This window comes from Methylobacterium sp. AMS5 (assembly GCF_001542815.1).
GTDB lineage: Bacteria > Pseudomonadota > Alphaproteobacteria > Rhizobiales > Beijerinckiaceae > Methylobacterium.
Genome location: NZ_CP006992.1, coordinates 2,404,990 through 2,419,153, shown reverse-complemented (window position 1 = coordinate 2,419,153; position 14,164 = coordinate 2,404,990). Strand labels below are relative to the sequence as shown.

Annotated in this window: 14 protein-coding genes; 6 read left to right on the top strand and 8 right to left on the bottom strand. The window is 68.2% G+C overall.

Features of this window, described 5'->3' with window-relative positions:
* Positions 1-77: 77 nt before the first annotated feature.
* Complete coding sequence (gene rcdA / locus Y590_RS10945; RefSeq protein ID WP_060769864.1) at positions 78-611, bottom strand: protease adaptor protein RcdA; 534 nt, start codon at positions 609-611, stop codon at positions 78-80.
* A gap of 675 nt (positions 612-1,286) precedes the next feature.
* Between rcdA and rpmH the strand changes: the two genes are divergently transcribed.
* The 5 genes from rpmH (at position 1,287) to Y590_RS10920 (ending at position 5,118) form a co-directional block, all read left to right on the top strand.
* Positions 1,287-1,421, top strand: coding sequence for a 50S ribosomal protein L34 (gene rpmH / locus Y590_RS10940; RefSeq protein ID WP_012253788.1), 135 nt, complete (start codon positions 1,287-1,289; stop codon positions 1,419-1,421).
* Positions 1,422-1,496: 75 nt separating this feature from the next.
* Positions 1,497-1,994 (top strand): ribonuclease P protein component, encoded by a 498-nt coding sequence (gene rnpA, locus Y590_RS10935; RefSeq protein WP_060769863.1) that lies wholly within the window; start codon positions 1,497-1,499, stop codon positions 1,992-1,994.
* A complete protein-coding gene (yidC, locus tag Y590_RS10930) occupies positions 1,987-3,837 on the top strand; it encodes a membrane protein insertase YidC (protein ID WP_060769862.1) in 1,851 nt (616 codons plus the stop codon). Before rnpA ends, yidC begins: the two co-directional genes overlap by 8 nt.
* 253 nt (positions 3,838-4,090) lie before the next feature.
* Positions 4,091-4,750 carry a ribosome biogenesis GTP-binding protein YihA/YsxC gene (yihA, locus tag Y590_RS10925; protein WP_060769861.1) on the top strand — a complete coding sequence of 220 codons (660 nt, stop codon included), beginning with the start codon at positions 4,091-4,093 and terminating at the stop codon, positions 4,748-4,750.
* Positions 4,747-5,118 carry a DUF423 domain-containing protein gene (locus tag Y590_RS10920; protein WP_060769860.1) on the top strand — a complete coding sequence of 124 codons (372 nt, stop codon included), beginning with the start codon at positions 4,747-4,749 and terminating at the stop codon, positions 5,116-5,118. The genes yihA and Y590_RS10920 overlap by 4 nt, the downstream gene beginning before the upstream one ends.
* Positions 5,119-5,383: 265 nt before the next feature.
* Here the strand turns inward: Y590_RS10920 and Y590_RS10915 are convergent, their stop codons facing one another.
* The 6 genes from Y590_RS10915 to Y590_RS10890 all read right to left on the bottom strand — a co-directional run bounded on the left by Y590_RS10915 (position 5,384) and on the right by Y590_RS10890 (position 12,665).
* Complete coding sequence (locus Y590_RS10915) at positions 5,384-6,823, bottom strand: short-chain fatty acid transporter (protein ID WP_060769859.1); 1,440 nt, start codon at positions 6,821-6,823, stop codon at positions 5,384-5,386.
* A gap of 96 nt (positions 6,824-6,919) precedes the next feature.
* Positions 6,920-7,651: a glyoxalase superfamily protein gene (locus Y590_RS10910; RefSeq protein WP_135297078.1), complete on the bottom strand. Its 732-nt coding sequence runs from the start codon at positions 7,649-7,651 to the stop codon at positions 6,920-6,922.
* A gap of 171 nt (positions 7,652-7,822) precedes the next feature.
* Positions 7,823-8,500, bottom strand: a complete 678-nt coding sequence (locus Y590_RS10905; protein WP_060769857.1) for a metallophosphoesterase family protein — start codon at positions 8,498-8,500, stop codon at positions 7,823-7,825.
* A 59-nt stretch (positions 8,501-8,559) separates the two neighbouring features.
* Positions 8,560-8,907, bottom strand: a complete 348-nt coding sequence (locus tag Y590_RS10900; RefSeq protein WP_060769856.1) for a hypothetical protein — start codon at positions 8,905-8,907, stop codon at positions 8,560-8,562.
* 110 nt (positions 8,908-9,017) lie between these two features.
* Positions 9,018-11,642, bottom strand: a complete 2,625-nt coding sequence (gene clpB, locus Y590_RS10895) for an ATP-dependent chaperone ClpB (RefSeq protein ID WP_060769855.1) — start codon at positions 11,640-11,642, stop codon at positions 9,018-9,020.
* Between the two features lie 228 nt (positions 11,643-11,870).
* A complete protein-coding gene (locus Y590_RS10890) occupies positions 11,871-12,665 on the bottom strand; it encodes an MOSC domain-containing protein (protein ID WP_060769854.1) in 795 nt (264 codons plus the stop codon).
* 135 nt (positions 12,666-12,800) lie between these two features.
* Here Y590_RS10890 and Y590_RS10885 point away from each other — a divergent pair, with 135 nt between their 5' ends.
* Positions 12,801-13,577 carry an MOSC domain-containing protein gene (locus Y590_RS10885; protein ID WP_060769853.1) on the top strand — a complete coding sequence of 259 codons (777 nt, stop codon included), beginning with the start codon at positions 12,801-12,803 and terminating at the stop codon, positions 13,575-13,577.
* Positions 13,578-13,600: 23 nt separating this feature from the next.
* Here the strand turns inward: Y590_RS10885 and Y590_RS10880 are convergent, their stop codons facing one another.
* On the bottom strand, positions 13,601-13,825 hold the full coding sequence (locus Y590_RS10880) for a hypothetical protein (protein ID WP_060769852.1): 225 nt from the start codon (positions 13,823-13,825) through the stop codon (positions 13,601-13,603).
* Positions 13,826-14,164: the final 339 nt, after the last annotated feature.

Sequence of the window (14,164 nt, the reverse complement as noted above, 5' to 3'; positions counted from 1 at the left end):
CGCGGGCAGTCCGAGCGTGTCGCGCGCTCCGGATCCAGCCCGGAATGCGGGCCGGATCGGGGCAAGGACGGCCGAAATCACTCTCCGCCGAACGCGGCACGCAGACGGCCAAACTGGGCAGTCACCGGGCTTTCCCGCGGCACCGGAGCGGGGCGATCCTCGCTGATGAGCGCATCGAGGTGGAGGATGCGCGTGTGAAGCCGGCGCGAACGGCGCACGAGATCCTGCAGCCGCAGCGGCAGGACAGTGAAGGCATCGCCGGCCTCGGGCAACGCGCGCTCCGGCTCGGCGAGCTTGACGCGGGTCTTCTCCTCCTGCGCCTGAACCAGCGAGATCTCACCCTCGGAGACCGCGCGCTGCACCAGCAGCCACGAGGCGATCTGCATCAGCCGGGTCGTGAGGCGCATGCTCTCGCTGGCATAGGCGAGCGTGGCATCGCGGGAGATCAGCCGCGATTCGGAGCGCCCTTCCCCGTCGAGATAAGCCGCCGTCTCCTCGACCAGCAGCATGCCCTCGCGGAACAGGGTCTTGAAACCTTCCGAGGTCACGTAGGACTCGCCGAAGCTCACCCACTCGCGATCGTCCCGGAACGTGACGTCGAACTCGGTCATCCTGCCTCCTGTACCGCCAGCGAACCATCTGCCCCGGATCGGGACGATGCCGGTGCGAATGCGGCCAGTGGGGCAAGTGTAGCGCCGAACGCGAGCGGGGAGGAGGTTCAGGTCTTTTTAACGTTAATGGCAGCGGCCGGCACCAGGCGGGGAGCGCGGCGCTTGGCGAAAGGCAAACTTGGCGTGCGGCAAACTTGGCGTGCGGCAAAAAAAGAAGCCGCCCCAGGAGGAGCGGCTTTCGTGAGTCTTACAGGGAGGCATCAATCAGACTGGAAAGAGATCCCAATCAGGATCCAGACAATCTGGATGTGCTTCTTGATAGAACGGAAAGGTTAACGCTCGGTTAAGGAGCAGGCCGTGGATTTCGGCGGCACACGCCCGCGAAGACCCTAATCAGGACTCGACCGACCGCAACATTACGGTCCGACAGCCAACGCTGCCGGCCGAACCGGTCTCGGAATCGCTCAAGGCGGCGCCGCGGCAGGCGGTGCCGTCACGGGCCGGGCGCCGTCATTGACTTGCGGCGCCCCCTCCGCCATAAGCCGCGCCATTGCGAAGCGGCGCCCCGTTCCGGGCGCCCTTCGCGTTTGCAGATCCCATTTCGAGGCTCACGCACGGTCCGCGCGCTCATCGGCAGCGCCGCCGGGCCGATACCTCGGCCGCCGGAGACCGACCATGAAGAGAACCTATCAGCCCAGCAAGCTCGTTCGGAAGCGCCGTCACGGCTTCCGCGCCCGCATGGCCACCGCCGGCGGCCGCAAGGTCATCGCGGCCCGCCGCGCACACGGCCGCAAGCGCCTCTCGGCCTGATACGTCCCGCGGCGACGCCCTTCGCGCGACGCCGCCTTTTGCAACACGAGCCCGCGAATCGGGATCGGAGCGCCCGTGCCGACGATCGGACGTCTCCGGCGGCGCCCGGATTTCCTGGCAGCCGCCCAGGGCCGGCGTTTTCATACGGAACGCATGAGCGCCCAAGGGCGCCTGCGCGATCCGAGTGAGACGCGCGACGGCGCGACCGCCGAGGGCCTCTTCCTCGGCTTCACCATCACCAAGCGCGTAGGGCATGCGACCGAACGCAACCGGATACGGCGACGCCTGCGCAGCGCCGTTGCCGCCGTGGCGGCGGATGCGCCTTCGATCGGAGCGGATGTCGTGGTGATCGCCCGGCGCCCCGCCCTCGACGCCGCGTTCGACAGCCTCGTCGCGGATCTGCGCCGCGCGCTCCATTCGGTGACGCGCCCGGCCACGCCGCGCTCCAGCGACTCCGCCCGGCCGACCCCACCCCGGCGCGGCGGCTCCCGCTCCGGGCGCGGTGCGTCGACTGGCGGCCCTCCGCCCCTTCCCCCCACATCGAAAGCGCCTGACGGATCGACCGATGGGTAACGACAAGACGAACATGTTCGTCGCCATCGCCTTGTCGCTGGTGGTCCTGCTTGGCTGGCATTATTTCGTCACCGGGCCGGCCAGCGAGCGGCAGCGACAGGCGGCGCAGAGCCAGACCGCTCAGACGGGCGCACCGCAGACGGCCGACGGCATCCCGTCGCCGAGTCCGCGCGAGGGCAGCCCCAACGCGCCCGCTCCCGGCACCCTGCCGGGTGCCGCGGCGCAGGGGCCCGTGTCCCGCGAGGACGCGCTGGCCCGTTCCGCGCGCGTTCGCATCGACACGCCGGCCCTCTACGGCTCGATCGGCCTCAAGGGCGCGCGCATCGACGACGTGAGCCTGAAGAACTACCATGAGACCGTCAGCGACGAGAGCCCGCGCATCGTGCTGCTCTCGCCCACCGGCAGCGCCAACCCGTACTATGCCGAGTTCGGCTGGGTCGGCGCCAATGCGGGCCCGCTTCCCAACGCCGACACCCTCTGGAAGGCGGACGGCGATCTGCTGGCGCCCGGCCGGCCGCTGACGCTGACCTGGGAGAACGGTCAGGGACTCGTCTTCAAGCGCATCGTCGCCGTGGACGACAAGTTCATGTTCACCGTGCGCGACGAGGTGGAGAACACCTCGGCCAACCCGGTGACGCTCTATCCCTACAGCCTCGTCTCGCGCTGGGGTAAGCCGCAGACCCAGGGCTATTACGTCCTGCACGAAGGCCTGATCGGCGTGCTCGGCAACGACGGCCTGCAGGAATACACCTACGACAAGGTCGGCAAGGAGCCGGCCTATGGCGGAGCCGCCACGCTGGGCAAGGCCTGGACGAACGTGACCGGCGGCTGGGTCGGCATCACCGACAAGTACTGGGCCGCCGCCGCGATCCCGGAGCAGGACAAGCCCTTCACCGGCGCCTTCACCGAGCGCACCGACGGCGCGACCAAGATCTACCAGACCTCCGTGCGCGGCGACGCCGTCACGGTAGCGCCGAACGCGTCGTCCGTGACGACGCAGCGCCTGTTCGCGGGCGCCAAGGAGGTCAACCAGATCAACGCCTACGAACGCGAGTTCGGCATCAAGCAATTCGACCTGATGATCGACTGGGGCTGGTTCTGGTTCCTGACCAAGCCGATGTTCCGGGCGCTCGACTTCTTCTTCCACCTCATTGGCAATTTCGGTGTCTCGATCCTGCTCGTGACGCTGATCCTGAAGCTGTTCTTCCTGCCGATCGCCAACCGCTCCTACGTCTCCATGGCCAAGATGAAGGCCGTGCAGCCGGAGATGACCTCCATCCGGGAGCGCTACAAGGACGACCGGACGAAGCAGCAGCAGGCGATGATGGAGCTGTACAAGAAGGAGAAGATCAATCCGGTCGCCGGCTGCTGGCCGGTGCTGATCCAGATCCCGGTCTTCTTCGCGCTCTACAAGGTGCTGTTCATCACCATCGAGATGCGGCACGCGCCGTTCTTCGGATGGATTCAGGACCTCGCCGCGCCCGATCCGACGAGCATCGTCAACCTGTTCGGCCTGCTTCCGTTCACGCCGCCCGAGTATATCCCGATCCATCTGGGCGTGTGGCCGATCATCATGGGCATCACGATGTTCATCCAGATGAAGATGAATCCCGCGCCGCCGGACCCGGTCCAGGCGCAGGTCTTCGCCTTCATGCCGATCGTGTTCACCTTCATGCTCGGCTCGTTCCCCGCCGGCCTCGTGATCTACTGGGCCTGGAACAACACCCTCTCGGTCATCCAGCAATACGTCATCATGCGCCGCAACGGCGTGAAGGTGGAGTTGTGGGACAACCTCAAGGGCATGTTCAAACGCGGCAACAAGAGCGCCGCGGCCAAGGGCTGATATCGAAGGCTGACGCTCGACCGCCGAGCGCCGATCTCCCCCAAGGGCATCGTCCTGGACGCTTGATCCGAGACGATGCCCTAAACTATTGTTTTGCATCATCTTCATCCGAAAGCCGACCACCTCCTTTCGGGACGATGCTCTAGCGGGGAGGAGGTCGGCGGCGGGGTGGCGCGGAATGCGCCGCCGAGCATCGGCCGGCATCCCCCCATCCCTCCCCTTGCCCGCAAGGGGGGAAGAAGCGCGCAGCCCCATGACCGACGACGCCACAGACGCCCCCTCCCCCGAACTGCTCGAAGCCGGCCGCCTGCTGTTTGCCGGTAGCGCGGACTTCGCCACCGCCGCCCCGGCCCTCGGGGCGTTGCCGCCGATGGAGGGTGTCGAGATTGCCTTTGCCGGCCGCTCCAATGTCGGCAAGTCGAGCCTCGTCAACGCCCTGACCGGGCGCAACACCCTCGCGCGGACCTCGCACACGCCGGGGCGCACCCAGCAGCTCAACTTCTTCCGGATCGGCGAGCGCCTGACCCTCGTCGACATGCCGGGCTACGGTTACGCAGCGGTGGAAAAAGCCAAGGTCGAGGCCTGGACCAAGCTGATTCACGCCTACCTCAAGGGCCGGTCGAACCTCGCGCGCGTCTACCTGCTGATCGATTCCCGGCACGGCCTCAAGGAGATCGACACCGATCTGCTCGACGGGCTCGACAAGGCTGCGGTCTCCTATCAGATCGTGCTGACGAAGGGCGACGCGCTGAAAAAGGCCGAGATCGACCGGCGCATCGCCGGCATCCATGCCGCGCTGGCCAAGCGCCCGGCGGCCTATCCCGAAGTGCTGCTGACCTCGAGCCGCGACGACCGCGGCGTGGCGGAACTGCGCGCCAGCATCGCCCGGCTGCTGCAGGAGCGCGGCGCGTGACCGGCCTCGACCGCCTTCTTGCCGCGCTCGCGGCGCTGGCCGGCGGGCTCGGCGTCGCGGCGAGTGCCGCCGCAGCCCATACCAGCGGCGGCGAGACGCTGAAGACCGCCGCACAATTCCTGATGTTCCACGCCCCCGCCGTGCTGGCACTCACGGTCCTCGCCGCGACCGGCTTCGTCCGCGGCGGCCTCGCCCGCCTCGCGGCGGCGGCGCTGCTCATCGGCCTCGCGCTGTTCTCGGGCGATCTCGCCCTGCGGGCGCTGACGGGCACACCGCTCTTTCCGATGGCAGCACCCAGCGGCGGCGTCGTGCTGATGGCCGGCTGGCTGCTCGCGGCGGTCGCGATGCTGGTGCCGGCGCGGCGCTGAGAGCTTGCCCCGTCGGCATCTCATACGGCATCCGGTCGTTCGCTCCGGTCTCGTGCCCTTCTCCGTCATCGCGAGGCGAGGCGTCAGCGATCCAGGGCGCGACTTCTCCGAACAGGGCGGAGCCCTGATTCGCTTCGCGGTGGCTCGCGATGACGGGGGGAACCGGGCCGATCGACCGGACCCCGTATTACGCCTGCCTGTCAGCGCCCGGGGCTACGCCCCAGTCGTGACGGGCGGCCCATAGCGGGACCGCCCGGAGCCCGCATCACCCCGGCAGGACCGGCGGGTGGTATTCCAGCGTGAAGGCCAGCGCCCAGAGCAGGAACAGCACCACCGGCAGGTGGACGATGAGCTGGAGGAAGCTGAAGCCGACGATGTCGCGGGCCTTCAGGCCGAGGATGCCGAGCAGCGGCAGCATGAAGAACGGATTGATGAGGTTCGGCAGGGCCTCGGCCGCATTGTAGACCTGCACCGCCCAGCCGAGATGCACCTTCAGCTCGTTGGCCGCCTGCATCACGTAAGGGGCTTCAAGAAGCCACTTGCCGCCGCCCGAGGGGATGAAGAAGCCGAGCAGGGCCGAGTAGACGCCCATGGCGAGCGGGAACGAGCCTTGCGTGTTCATCGCCACGAAGGCGTGGGCGATGACGTCCGAAAGGCTGTGGCCGGCGGCGTTCTTGGCGCCCGTCAGGATCGCGGCGATGGCGGCGTAGAACGGGAACTGGATCAGGATGCCGGCGGTGGCCGGGACTGCCTTGGAGAGTGCGGCCAGGAAGTGCCTGGGCCGCCAGTGCAGCACGAGGCCGGCCATCAGGAACAGGAAGTTGTAGGTATTGAGGTTGGAGATCGCGATCATCCAATCCTGGCGCGCGAACTCCTGGATCAACCAGCCCGCCGCCAGCAGGCCGATGAGGATCGTCAGGACGGGAGCGTGCTCCAGCCACTCGCCGGGCTGCTTGGGCGGGGCGACGCTGTCCTCCTGCTTGGAGACATCGACGCCGAGATCCTGCGCCGTCACCGCCGTCTCACGGCCCGGCGCGGAGGCGAACGCGATGATGGCCGACATCGCCACGAGGATGGCGGCGATCAGGATCGACTGCCACAGGAAGATCGTCTCGCTGAACGGGATCACGCCGGTGATCGGCAAGAGGCCCGGCGGCAGGCTTTTCGGGTTGGCCTGAAGCTGCGCCGCAGACGAGGACAGGCCCATCGCCCAGGTCGCGCCGAGGCCGAGATAGGCAGCGGCGCCCGCCGCGCGGTAATCCATCCGCAAGTCGGTGCGGCGGGCGAGCGCGCGGGCGAGCAGGCCGCCGAAGATCAGGCTCAGCCCCCAGCTCAGGAGCGAGGAGAGCATGGTGGCGAGCGCCACGTATCCGATGGCGCCGCGGCCGGTCTTGGGCACCAGCGCCATCCGGTCGATCAGGGCCTGCATCGGGGCGGAGGTCGCCACCACGTAGCCGCCGATGGTGACGAAGACCATCTGCATGGTGAAGGGAATCAGGGTCCAGAACCCGTCGCCGAAACTCTTCGACACTGCCTGGACCGGCGCGCCGTTGATGAGCGCCGCCGACGCCACGATGACGACGGCGAGGGCCACGAACACGAAGGCGTCGGGAAACCACTTCTCCGCCCAATCGGTGAAGCGGAGTGCGAGGCGGGCCATGGCCCGCTCCTCGGTCCGCTTGCGGGGCTCTGCGGGCGCATCCATCGGCGTCGGCTCCTCATCCGCGGCGCGAACGGCCGCGGTTAGGCCCTGTTAGAGAGGGAGCCGACGCCGGGTTCAAGCCGGTCCGGTGACGAAACCTCAGCGCTCACAGAAATCGAGATTGGCCGGACGTCGGGGCATCTCGTTCACGTTCCGGGTCTCACCGAGCCGGGTCGTCGTCAGCGGAATCTCCTTCCCGACCGTCTCGATCCGGACCTTCCGCACCCAAGCTCGCCCGTAGCCCTTGAGGAAGAACCCGTAATGGAGACTGGCGGCCTGTTCCGTCACGTCGAGGACGATGCTGCGGCGCGTCCAGTCCGTCGTTCCCTTGAGCGGCCCGTCGGTCTGCCGCTCCATCATGTTGTCGAAGCTGAGCCCGCGCCGCTCGTATCCATCGACGCGCATCCACAACGTGGCACCATCGGCGTCTTCGACTTTCAGCTCAGCCGTCAGTCTCAGGCGCTGGCCGAGGAAGTCCTGCGCGCCGATGCTCTGCATGAGCACGGCGATCAGCCCGGTCAGATCATAGCCCTGGCCGCGCGCGACGATGCTCTCGATCAAAGCGGCGCCGGGCCGATCGGGATCGAGGCCGAGGCGGTGCGTGGTGTCGCTGACGGAGCCGACGACATACCAATCCTTCGGCAGCGTCAGCGGCGCCTTTCCCGGCCCCACTGGCTTCTCCAGACGAGCGGACAGGACGTTCCAGTCCGAAAATCCGAATTGGCGGGCGACGAGTTCGAGGCAGGCACTGTGGGGTAGATCGATGCGGCGCTCGGACAGGGAGGTCCGTAGCGTCCTGGCCATCGACTTGGCGTTCGCTATATCGAGCATGGTCGAGCCTTCGCTTGGGCGCGTTCGGCGTCAGTGCTCGCGTTGCTGACAGGCGGCCCAAACAAGGGGTCGATCCGAGAATCGGCCGTGCATTCACCGTTCCCCGAGGGGTGCGAGCGGCGGGCCGCACGGGGCCAACGACGCGAAGCTAGGGCGAGTCGGTTCCGACGGTCAAGCCTGGGCCGGCACCCGCAGGAATTCCACCGCCGGCCCCTGCCCGTCCGAAAACACCCCCGCCGTCAGCGCGTTGCCGAAGACCGCCCCGGTATCGAGATTGGTGCGGAACCGGCGGCAGTCCGGCCCGCCGCGGGTCTGCGGTGTGTGGCCGTGGACGACGTGGCGGCCGAAATCGTGGTCCTCGGAGAGGAACGGCTCGCGGATCCAGAGCCGGTTGTGCGGGTCGGGGTCAGGCACCGCGGATTCCGGACGGAAGCCGGCATGGACGTACCAGCGCTGCGCATCCTCGTGCAGGGTCGGCAGGGCCTCGATCCAGTCGAGCACCTCGCCGGACAGCTCCTCGGGTCCCGAAACGTCGAACGAGGCCAGCGTCTCGGCCCCGCCGTTATAGACCCAGTGGTCGAGGGCGCCGGGCTCGCGCAGGCTTTTGAGCAGCATCTCCTCGTGGTTGCCCATCAGGCAGACCACGTCCTCCGGCTCGCGCCATTGCAGGCGGCGCAGGGTCTCGATCACCCGTGCGCTGTCGGGACCGCGATCGATGTAGTCGCCGAGGAAGACGAGCTTCCTGGCTCGCCCCGACGCATGGGCCTCGATGCGTTCGAGCAGGCGGTCGAGCAGGTCGGCGCAGCCGTGGATGTCGCCGATGGCGTAGGTGATCGTCTCGGCGGTCATCCGCTCGTTGTCGATGGGAATTCGCTGCAACGCAAGACGAGGGCGTCCTGCCCCGATTGTCAGGGGCGGAACACGTCCGGATACGGACGTTCGAGAAGCGACTTCTGACCGCGGCACCACGCGGCGACCCCCGTCGTCTCGATCTCGGTGCGGATCCGGGCCTGCTCGGCCTTCACGATCCGCATGAAGGGCTCCTTCCCCGCCTGCCGGATGCCGTGCATCAAAACGGTACCCTGCAGCGTTTCGGTGACGCCGACATCGATGCCGACATGCGCCGGGCAACGGTTCTTGAGCGCGGTGATGCGCGCGGCCTCGGCGGCGATCGACCGCAAGGCGGCCGGATCGTCGGCGGAGCCCGCCTGCGCCGATGCGGTCCAGAGCGTGAGCGCGACAGCGATCCGCCTCATCGAGACTCCGTGCCGGCCGGTCGACGCGGGCGCTTCGGATCGCTCCGGAACGGCCCCGGCCGAGGTTGCCCCGGCGCGGTCTCCCGCGCCAGGGCCTGTCGTGGACCGGATCAGTTCAGCAGCACGCCCGCCGGCCGTCGCTCGGCGGCGACGTCGCCGATCATCAGCCCGGCCGGGCCGACGCGGACCGGCACCGTCTCACCGTCGTGGATCACCCCGGAGAGGATCGCTTCGGCGAGCGGATCCTGCACGTTCTTCTGGATCACCCGCTTCAGCGGCCGCGCGCCGTAGGCCGGATCGTAGCCCTTGTCGGCGAGCCAAATGCGGGCCTCGTCGTCCACGTCGAGGGTGATCTTGCGATCTTCCAGGAGCTTGGCGAGGCGCCCGAGCTGGATGTCGACGATCGCCCCCATCTCCGAACGCGCGAGGCGGTGGAACAGGATGATCTCGTCCACCCGGTTCAGGAATTCGGGTCGGAAGTGGCCACGCACCACGCCCATCACCTCGTCACGCACCACGTCGGTGTCCTGTCCGGCCGGCTGGTTCACCAGATACTCCGAGCCGAGGTTCGAGGTCATGATGAGCAGCGTGTTGCGGAAGTCGACCGTCCGGCCCTGCCCGTCCGTCAGGCGCCCGTCGTCGAGCACCTGCAGCAGGACGTTGAACACGTCCGGATGGGCCTTCTCCACCTCGTCGAACAGCACGACCTGATAGGGCCGGCGCCGCACGGCCTCGGTCAGCGCACCGCCCTCCTCGTAGCCGACATAGCCGGGAGGCGCGCCGATGAGGCGGGCGACCGCGTGCTTCTCCATGTACTCGGACATATCGATGCGCACGAGCGCGGTGTCGTCGTCGAACAGGAAGCCGGCCAGCGCCTTGGTCAGCTCGGTCTTGCCGACGCCCGTCGGCCCCAGGAACATGAAGGAACCGATCGGCCGGTTCGGGTCCTGCAGGCCGGCCCGCGCCCGGCGGACCGCGGTCGAGACCGCCTCCACCGCCTCGCGCTGGCCGACGACGCGCTTGGCGAGCGCCTCTTCCATCGCGAGCAGCTTTTCGCGCTCGCCCTCCAGCATCTTGTCCACCGGCACGCCGGTCCAGCGCGAGACGACGCCCGCGATATGGGCCGGCGTCACCGCCTCCTCGACCATGCCGTCGCGGGCGACCGCGTTCTCGGCCGCGGCTTCGATCTCGGAGAGCTGCTTCTCCAGGCCGGGGATCACGCCGTAGGCGAGCTCGCCCGCGCGCTGATACTGGCCCTGACGCTGCGCCGAGGCGAGTTCGTTGCGCGCCTCGTCGAGCTTCTTCTTCAGCTCGGCGGCGGCGCCCAGCTTGTCCTTCTCGGCCTTCCAGCGCGCCGTGATGGTGGCGGACTGCTCCTCGAGATCGGCCAGTTCCTTCTCCAGGCGCTGGAGCCGGTCGCGGGAGGCGGAATCCGTCTCCTTCTTCAGCGCCTCGCCCTCGATCTTCAGCCGCACGATCTCACGGTCGACGTTGTCGAGTTCTTCCGGCTTCGAATCGACCTGCATGCGCAGGCGCGAGCCGGCCTCGTCCACGAGGTCGATGGCCTTGTCGGGCAGGAAGCGGTCGGTGATGTAGCGGTTCGACAGGGTCGCCGCCGCGACGAGGGCGGAGTCCTGGATACGCACGCCGTGGTGCTGCTCGTACTTCTCCTTGATGCCGCGCAGGATCGAGACCGTGTCTTCGACGGTGGGCTCGGACACGAAGACGGGCTGGAAGCGCCGCGCCAGCGCGGCGTCCTTCTCGACATGCTTGCGATACTCGTCGAGCGTGGTCGCGCCGACGCAGTGCAGCTCGCCGCGGGCCAGCGCGGGCTTCAGCAGGTTCGAGGCGTCCATCGCCCCATCCGCCTTTCCGGCCCCGACCAGCGTGTGCATCTCGTCGATGAACAGGATGATCTGGCCTTCCGCGGCGGTCACCTCGGAGAGCACGCCCTTCAAACGCTCCTCGAACTCGCCGCGATACTTCGCGCCGGCGATCAGGGCGCCCATGTCCAGCGCCAGCAGGCTCTTCTCCTTGAGGGATTCCGGCACGTCGCCGTTGACGATGCGCAGGGCCAGCCCCTCGACGATGGCGGTCTTGCCGACGCCGGGCTCGCCGATCAGCACGGGATTGTTCTTGGTGCGGCGCGACAGAACCTGGATCGTGCGGCGGATCTCCTCGTCGCGGCCGATCACCGGATCGAGCTTGCCCTCGCGGGCGGCCTCGGTGAGGTCGCGGGCGTATTTCTTCAGCGCGTCGTAGGCGTTCTCGGCCGAGGCATTGTCGGCGGTGCGGCCCTTCCGCAGCGCGTTGATCGCCGCGTTGAGCGAGGCCGCGGTGACGCCCGCCGCGGTCAGGATGCGGCCGGCCTCCCCGTCCTTCTCGACGGCGAAGGCAAGGAGCAGGCGCTCGACGGTGACGTAGGAATCGCCCGCCTTCTCGGCGGCCTGCTCGGCGGTGTCGAACAGGCGTACGAGTTCGCGCGTCGCCTGAGGCTGCGCGGCATTGCCCGAGACCTTCGGCTGCTTGGCCAGCCACTGCTCGACCTGCGCGTGGGCGACCCGCGACTGGCCACCGGCCCGGTCAATGAGACCGGCGCAGAGTCCTTCGGGATCGTCGAGCAGGACCTTGAGGAGATGGCCGGGCGCGAGTTGCGGGTTGCCCTCGCGGACGGCGAGATTCTGAGCGGCCTGGACGAAGCCACGGGCGCGCTCGGTGTATTTCTCGAAATTCATGCGTGTTGCCCTTCCCCGGATCGAAGATCTTCCGCCCCCTTTTCGCGGCACGGAGCCTCCGATGCGTTGTCCCGCGGGGTGAGCCCCACCGGGACACCGGCGCTTTATCGAGAGCCGCCGGTAGGGATGATCTGGTGTTGCCGATACGTGACACAAGAGGGAGAGGGCGCCCAAAACGCATCCCAGGCGGGCATTCGGACCAAGCCTGCGCGACCGATGCGTGGCCGTTCAGGCGGCGTCTTCGGCTTGGGGCATCACGTTCAGCCGGTCGCCGACCGCCACGGCGCCGTCGCTGAGCACTTCGAGGTAGATGCCGAGATCGACATGGCCAAAGTTGCGCTTGAGTGCCTTCGGCAGGTTGGTGTCGCGCCGGGCCGTTTCCGGATTCACATCGACGGCGGCGCAGCGCGGCGTGCGGGCGAGCCCACGCAGACGCAAGCGCCCGACCGTCACCTCCCGGCCGACCCAATCCATCTCCGCCCACGGCTCCAGCCCATCGACGTAGATGTTGGCGCGGAATCGCAAGGGATGGACCGCTCCGCCGGTCCGCTCTTCCAGGGCGCGGACCGAAGCGAGGTTGATGAGGGAGACCGCGCGCATGAAGGCCGGCGAGATCACGCTGCCGTCGGTGAACTTGTGGTCGGCCGCCCGCACGAGGCGCGGCCGCCCCTTGGCCGCCGGGCCGACATAGGCCTCGAAGAATAGCTCGACCGCCTCGCGGCCCTCAGGCAGGGTCAAATCCTCGCTGAGCATCGTCGCGCCGTCGCGCGTGATCGTGAGCTGACCGGTCTCGGGATCGAACCGCGTCGCGAGCGCCGCCAGCACCTCGTTGCTGCGCAGCATCAGGAAGTAGCCCTTGTCGAGTGGCTCCGGATTCTGCGGATCGAAGGCCGTGGTGCCGAGCGCGAGGGCGTATTCGCGGTCGAAGGCGAGGCCGGACGCGCGAGCCAGCGTCAGTGCCGGAAGCGGCTCGGCCGAGAGGCCCTTGACCGGATAGCGATAGAGCGCGGTAACCTCGGCCATCTTTCCTCATCCTCCTGACGCGAGGCGGCAGGCTGACCGAGACCGGCGCGTCGGACCATGCGGAATTCTCCGTAGACGGCGCAGGGCCCACCGGCCCGGTTGCAAACTGGGCGCGTCCGGCCTTAGCGAAAAGGGATGAGCCAGAGCCCCGCCCTCCGCATCGCCGCCCTCTACCGCTATCCGGTCAAAGGCCTCTCGCCCGAGGCATTGGAGACGGCCGAGCTTGAAACCAGCGGCTACTTCCCGGGCGACCGGCTCTACGCCATCGAGAACGGCCCCTCCGGCTTCAACGAGACCGTGCCGCGCCACCTGCCGAAGGTCGCCTACCTGATGCTGATGCGCAACGAGGCGCTGGCCCGGCTACGCACCCGGTTCGACGACGCCACGCACCGCCTGACGGTCGAGGAGAACGGGGTGCAGGCGGTGGATGCGGACCTGAGCACGGCGGAGGGGCGCGCGGCGCTCGCCGCGTTCATGAAGGGGTTCCTACCGCAGGAATTGCGCGGCGCGGCGCGGGTGCTGACGGCGCCGCCCGGCTACCGCTTCACCGACTCGCCGACCGGCTACGTCTCGCTCATCAACCGCGCGAGCGTGGCGGCGACCGAGGATCTCGTCGGCGCCCCCGTCGATCCCCTGCGCTTTCGCGGCAACCTCTATCTCGACGGGCTGGCCCCTTGGGCCGAACTCGACATGGTCGGCCGGGTGCTGGAAGCGGGCGACGTCCGGCTGAAGATCACGAGCCGGACCCAGCGGTGCGCGGCCACCAATGTCGATCCGCAGACGGGCCAGCGCGATCTGTCGATCCCGAAGACGCTCATGCTGGGTGTCGGCCACACCGATTGCGGCGTCTACGCCGAGGTTCTGGCCGGCGGCGTGCTGCGGACGGGCGACGGCCTGCGGGTGATCGGCTGACGCGGTGATCAGCGCTTGCGAACTCAGCGCTTGCGAGCCTGGGCGCGGGCCGTGAGCCAGAGCGGCTCCGGCTCGGCGCATGGCAGGAGCGCGGCCACGGCATCGAGATCGACCGCGTAGTTCTCGGTGAGCTGGCGCCAGATGTCGGCGGAGGAGCCTGCGCCCTGGCCGAGGCGCTCGACGATGCGGGCAAGCAGGCCGGGATGCGTGAGACTCGGACGCGGCATCGCCAGATCGGCATTCAGCATGGTCGCCCCCTTGGTTCAATCAGGGGATGATTGATCGCGATGGTTAACCGTCGTTTAAGAGCGCCTCACAAACTCCCGGTCTCTGACGGTTCTCGCTCCGGCGATGACAGCGCGGCGGGAGTTCTGCGAGCGAGACGAAGCGTCGCCAGAGAATCGTCCCGAAAGGTGGTTGCCGGCTTTCGGAAAAAAGATGATGCGAAAACAAGAGCCTCAAGCATCGTTCGATGGGGTGGCCACCGGAGTCCGACGTGTCGGCGCCGATCGGCTACCCTGACAACGCTCTTCGCTTGGCACGCATCGCGGGATCGCGAGCACGCGGACTCTTCGCTCGGCACGAAG

What these genes read in the sequence shown, in the direction of transcription:
- yihA (WP_060769861.1), top strand. Translation starts at nt 4,091, where the DNA reads ATGACCGACGACGCCACAGACGCCCCCTCCCCCGAACTGCTCGAAGCC.
- Y590_RS10885 (WP_060769853.1), top strand. Translation starts at nt 12,801, where the DNA reads ATGAGCCAGAGCCCCGCCCTCCGCATCGCCGCCCTCTACCGCTATCCG.
- rpmH (WP_012253788.1), top strand. Translation starts at nt 1,287, where the DNA reads ATGAAGAGAACCTATCAGCCCAGCAAGCTCGTTCGGAAGCGCCGTCAC.
- clpB (WP_060769855.1), bottom strand. Translation starts at nt 11,642, where the DNA reads ATGAATTTCGAGAAATACACCGAGCGCGCCCGTGGCTTCGTCCAGGCC.
- Y590_RS10900 (WP_060769856.1), bottom strand. Translation starts at nt 8,907, where the DNA reads ATGAGGCGGATCGCTGTCGCGCTCACGCTCTGGACCGCATCGGCGCAG.
- Y590_RS10880 (WP_060769852.1), bottom strand. Translation starts at nt 13,825, where the DNA reads ATGCTGAATGCCGATCTGGCGATGCCGCGTCCGAGTCTCACGCATCCC.
- Y590_RS10910 (WP_135297078.1), bottom strand. Translation starts at nt 7,651, where the DNA reads ATGCTCGATATAGCGAACGCCAAGTCGATGGCCAGGACGCTACGGACC.
- yidC (WP_060769862.1), top strand. Translation starts at nt 1,987, where the DNA reads ATGGGTAACGACAAGACGAACATGTTCGTCGCCATCGCCTTGTCGCTG.
- Y590_RS10915 (WP_060769859.1), bottom strand. Translation starts at nt 6,823, where the DNA reads ATGGATGCGCCCGCAGAGCCCCGCAAGCGGACCGAGGAGCGGGCCATG.
- Y590_RS10905 (WP_060769857.1), bottom strand. Translation starts at nt 8,500, where the DNA reads ATGACCGCCGAGACGATCACCTACGCCATCGGCGACATCCACGGCTGC.
- rcdA (WP_060769864.1), bottom strand. Translation starts at nt 611, where the DNA reads ATGACCGAGTTCGACGTCACGTTCCGGGACGATCGCGAGTGGGTGAGC.
- Y590_RS10890 (WP_060769854.1), bottom strand. Translation starts at nt 12,665, where the DNA reads ATGGCCGAGGTTACCGCGCTCTATCGCTATCCGGTCAAGGGCCTCTCG.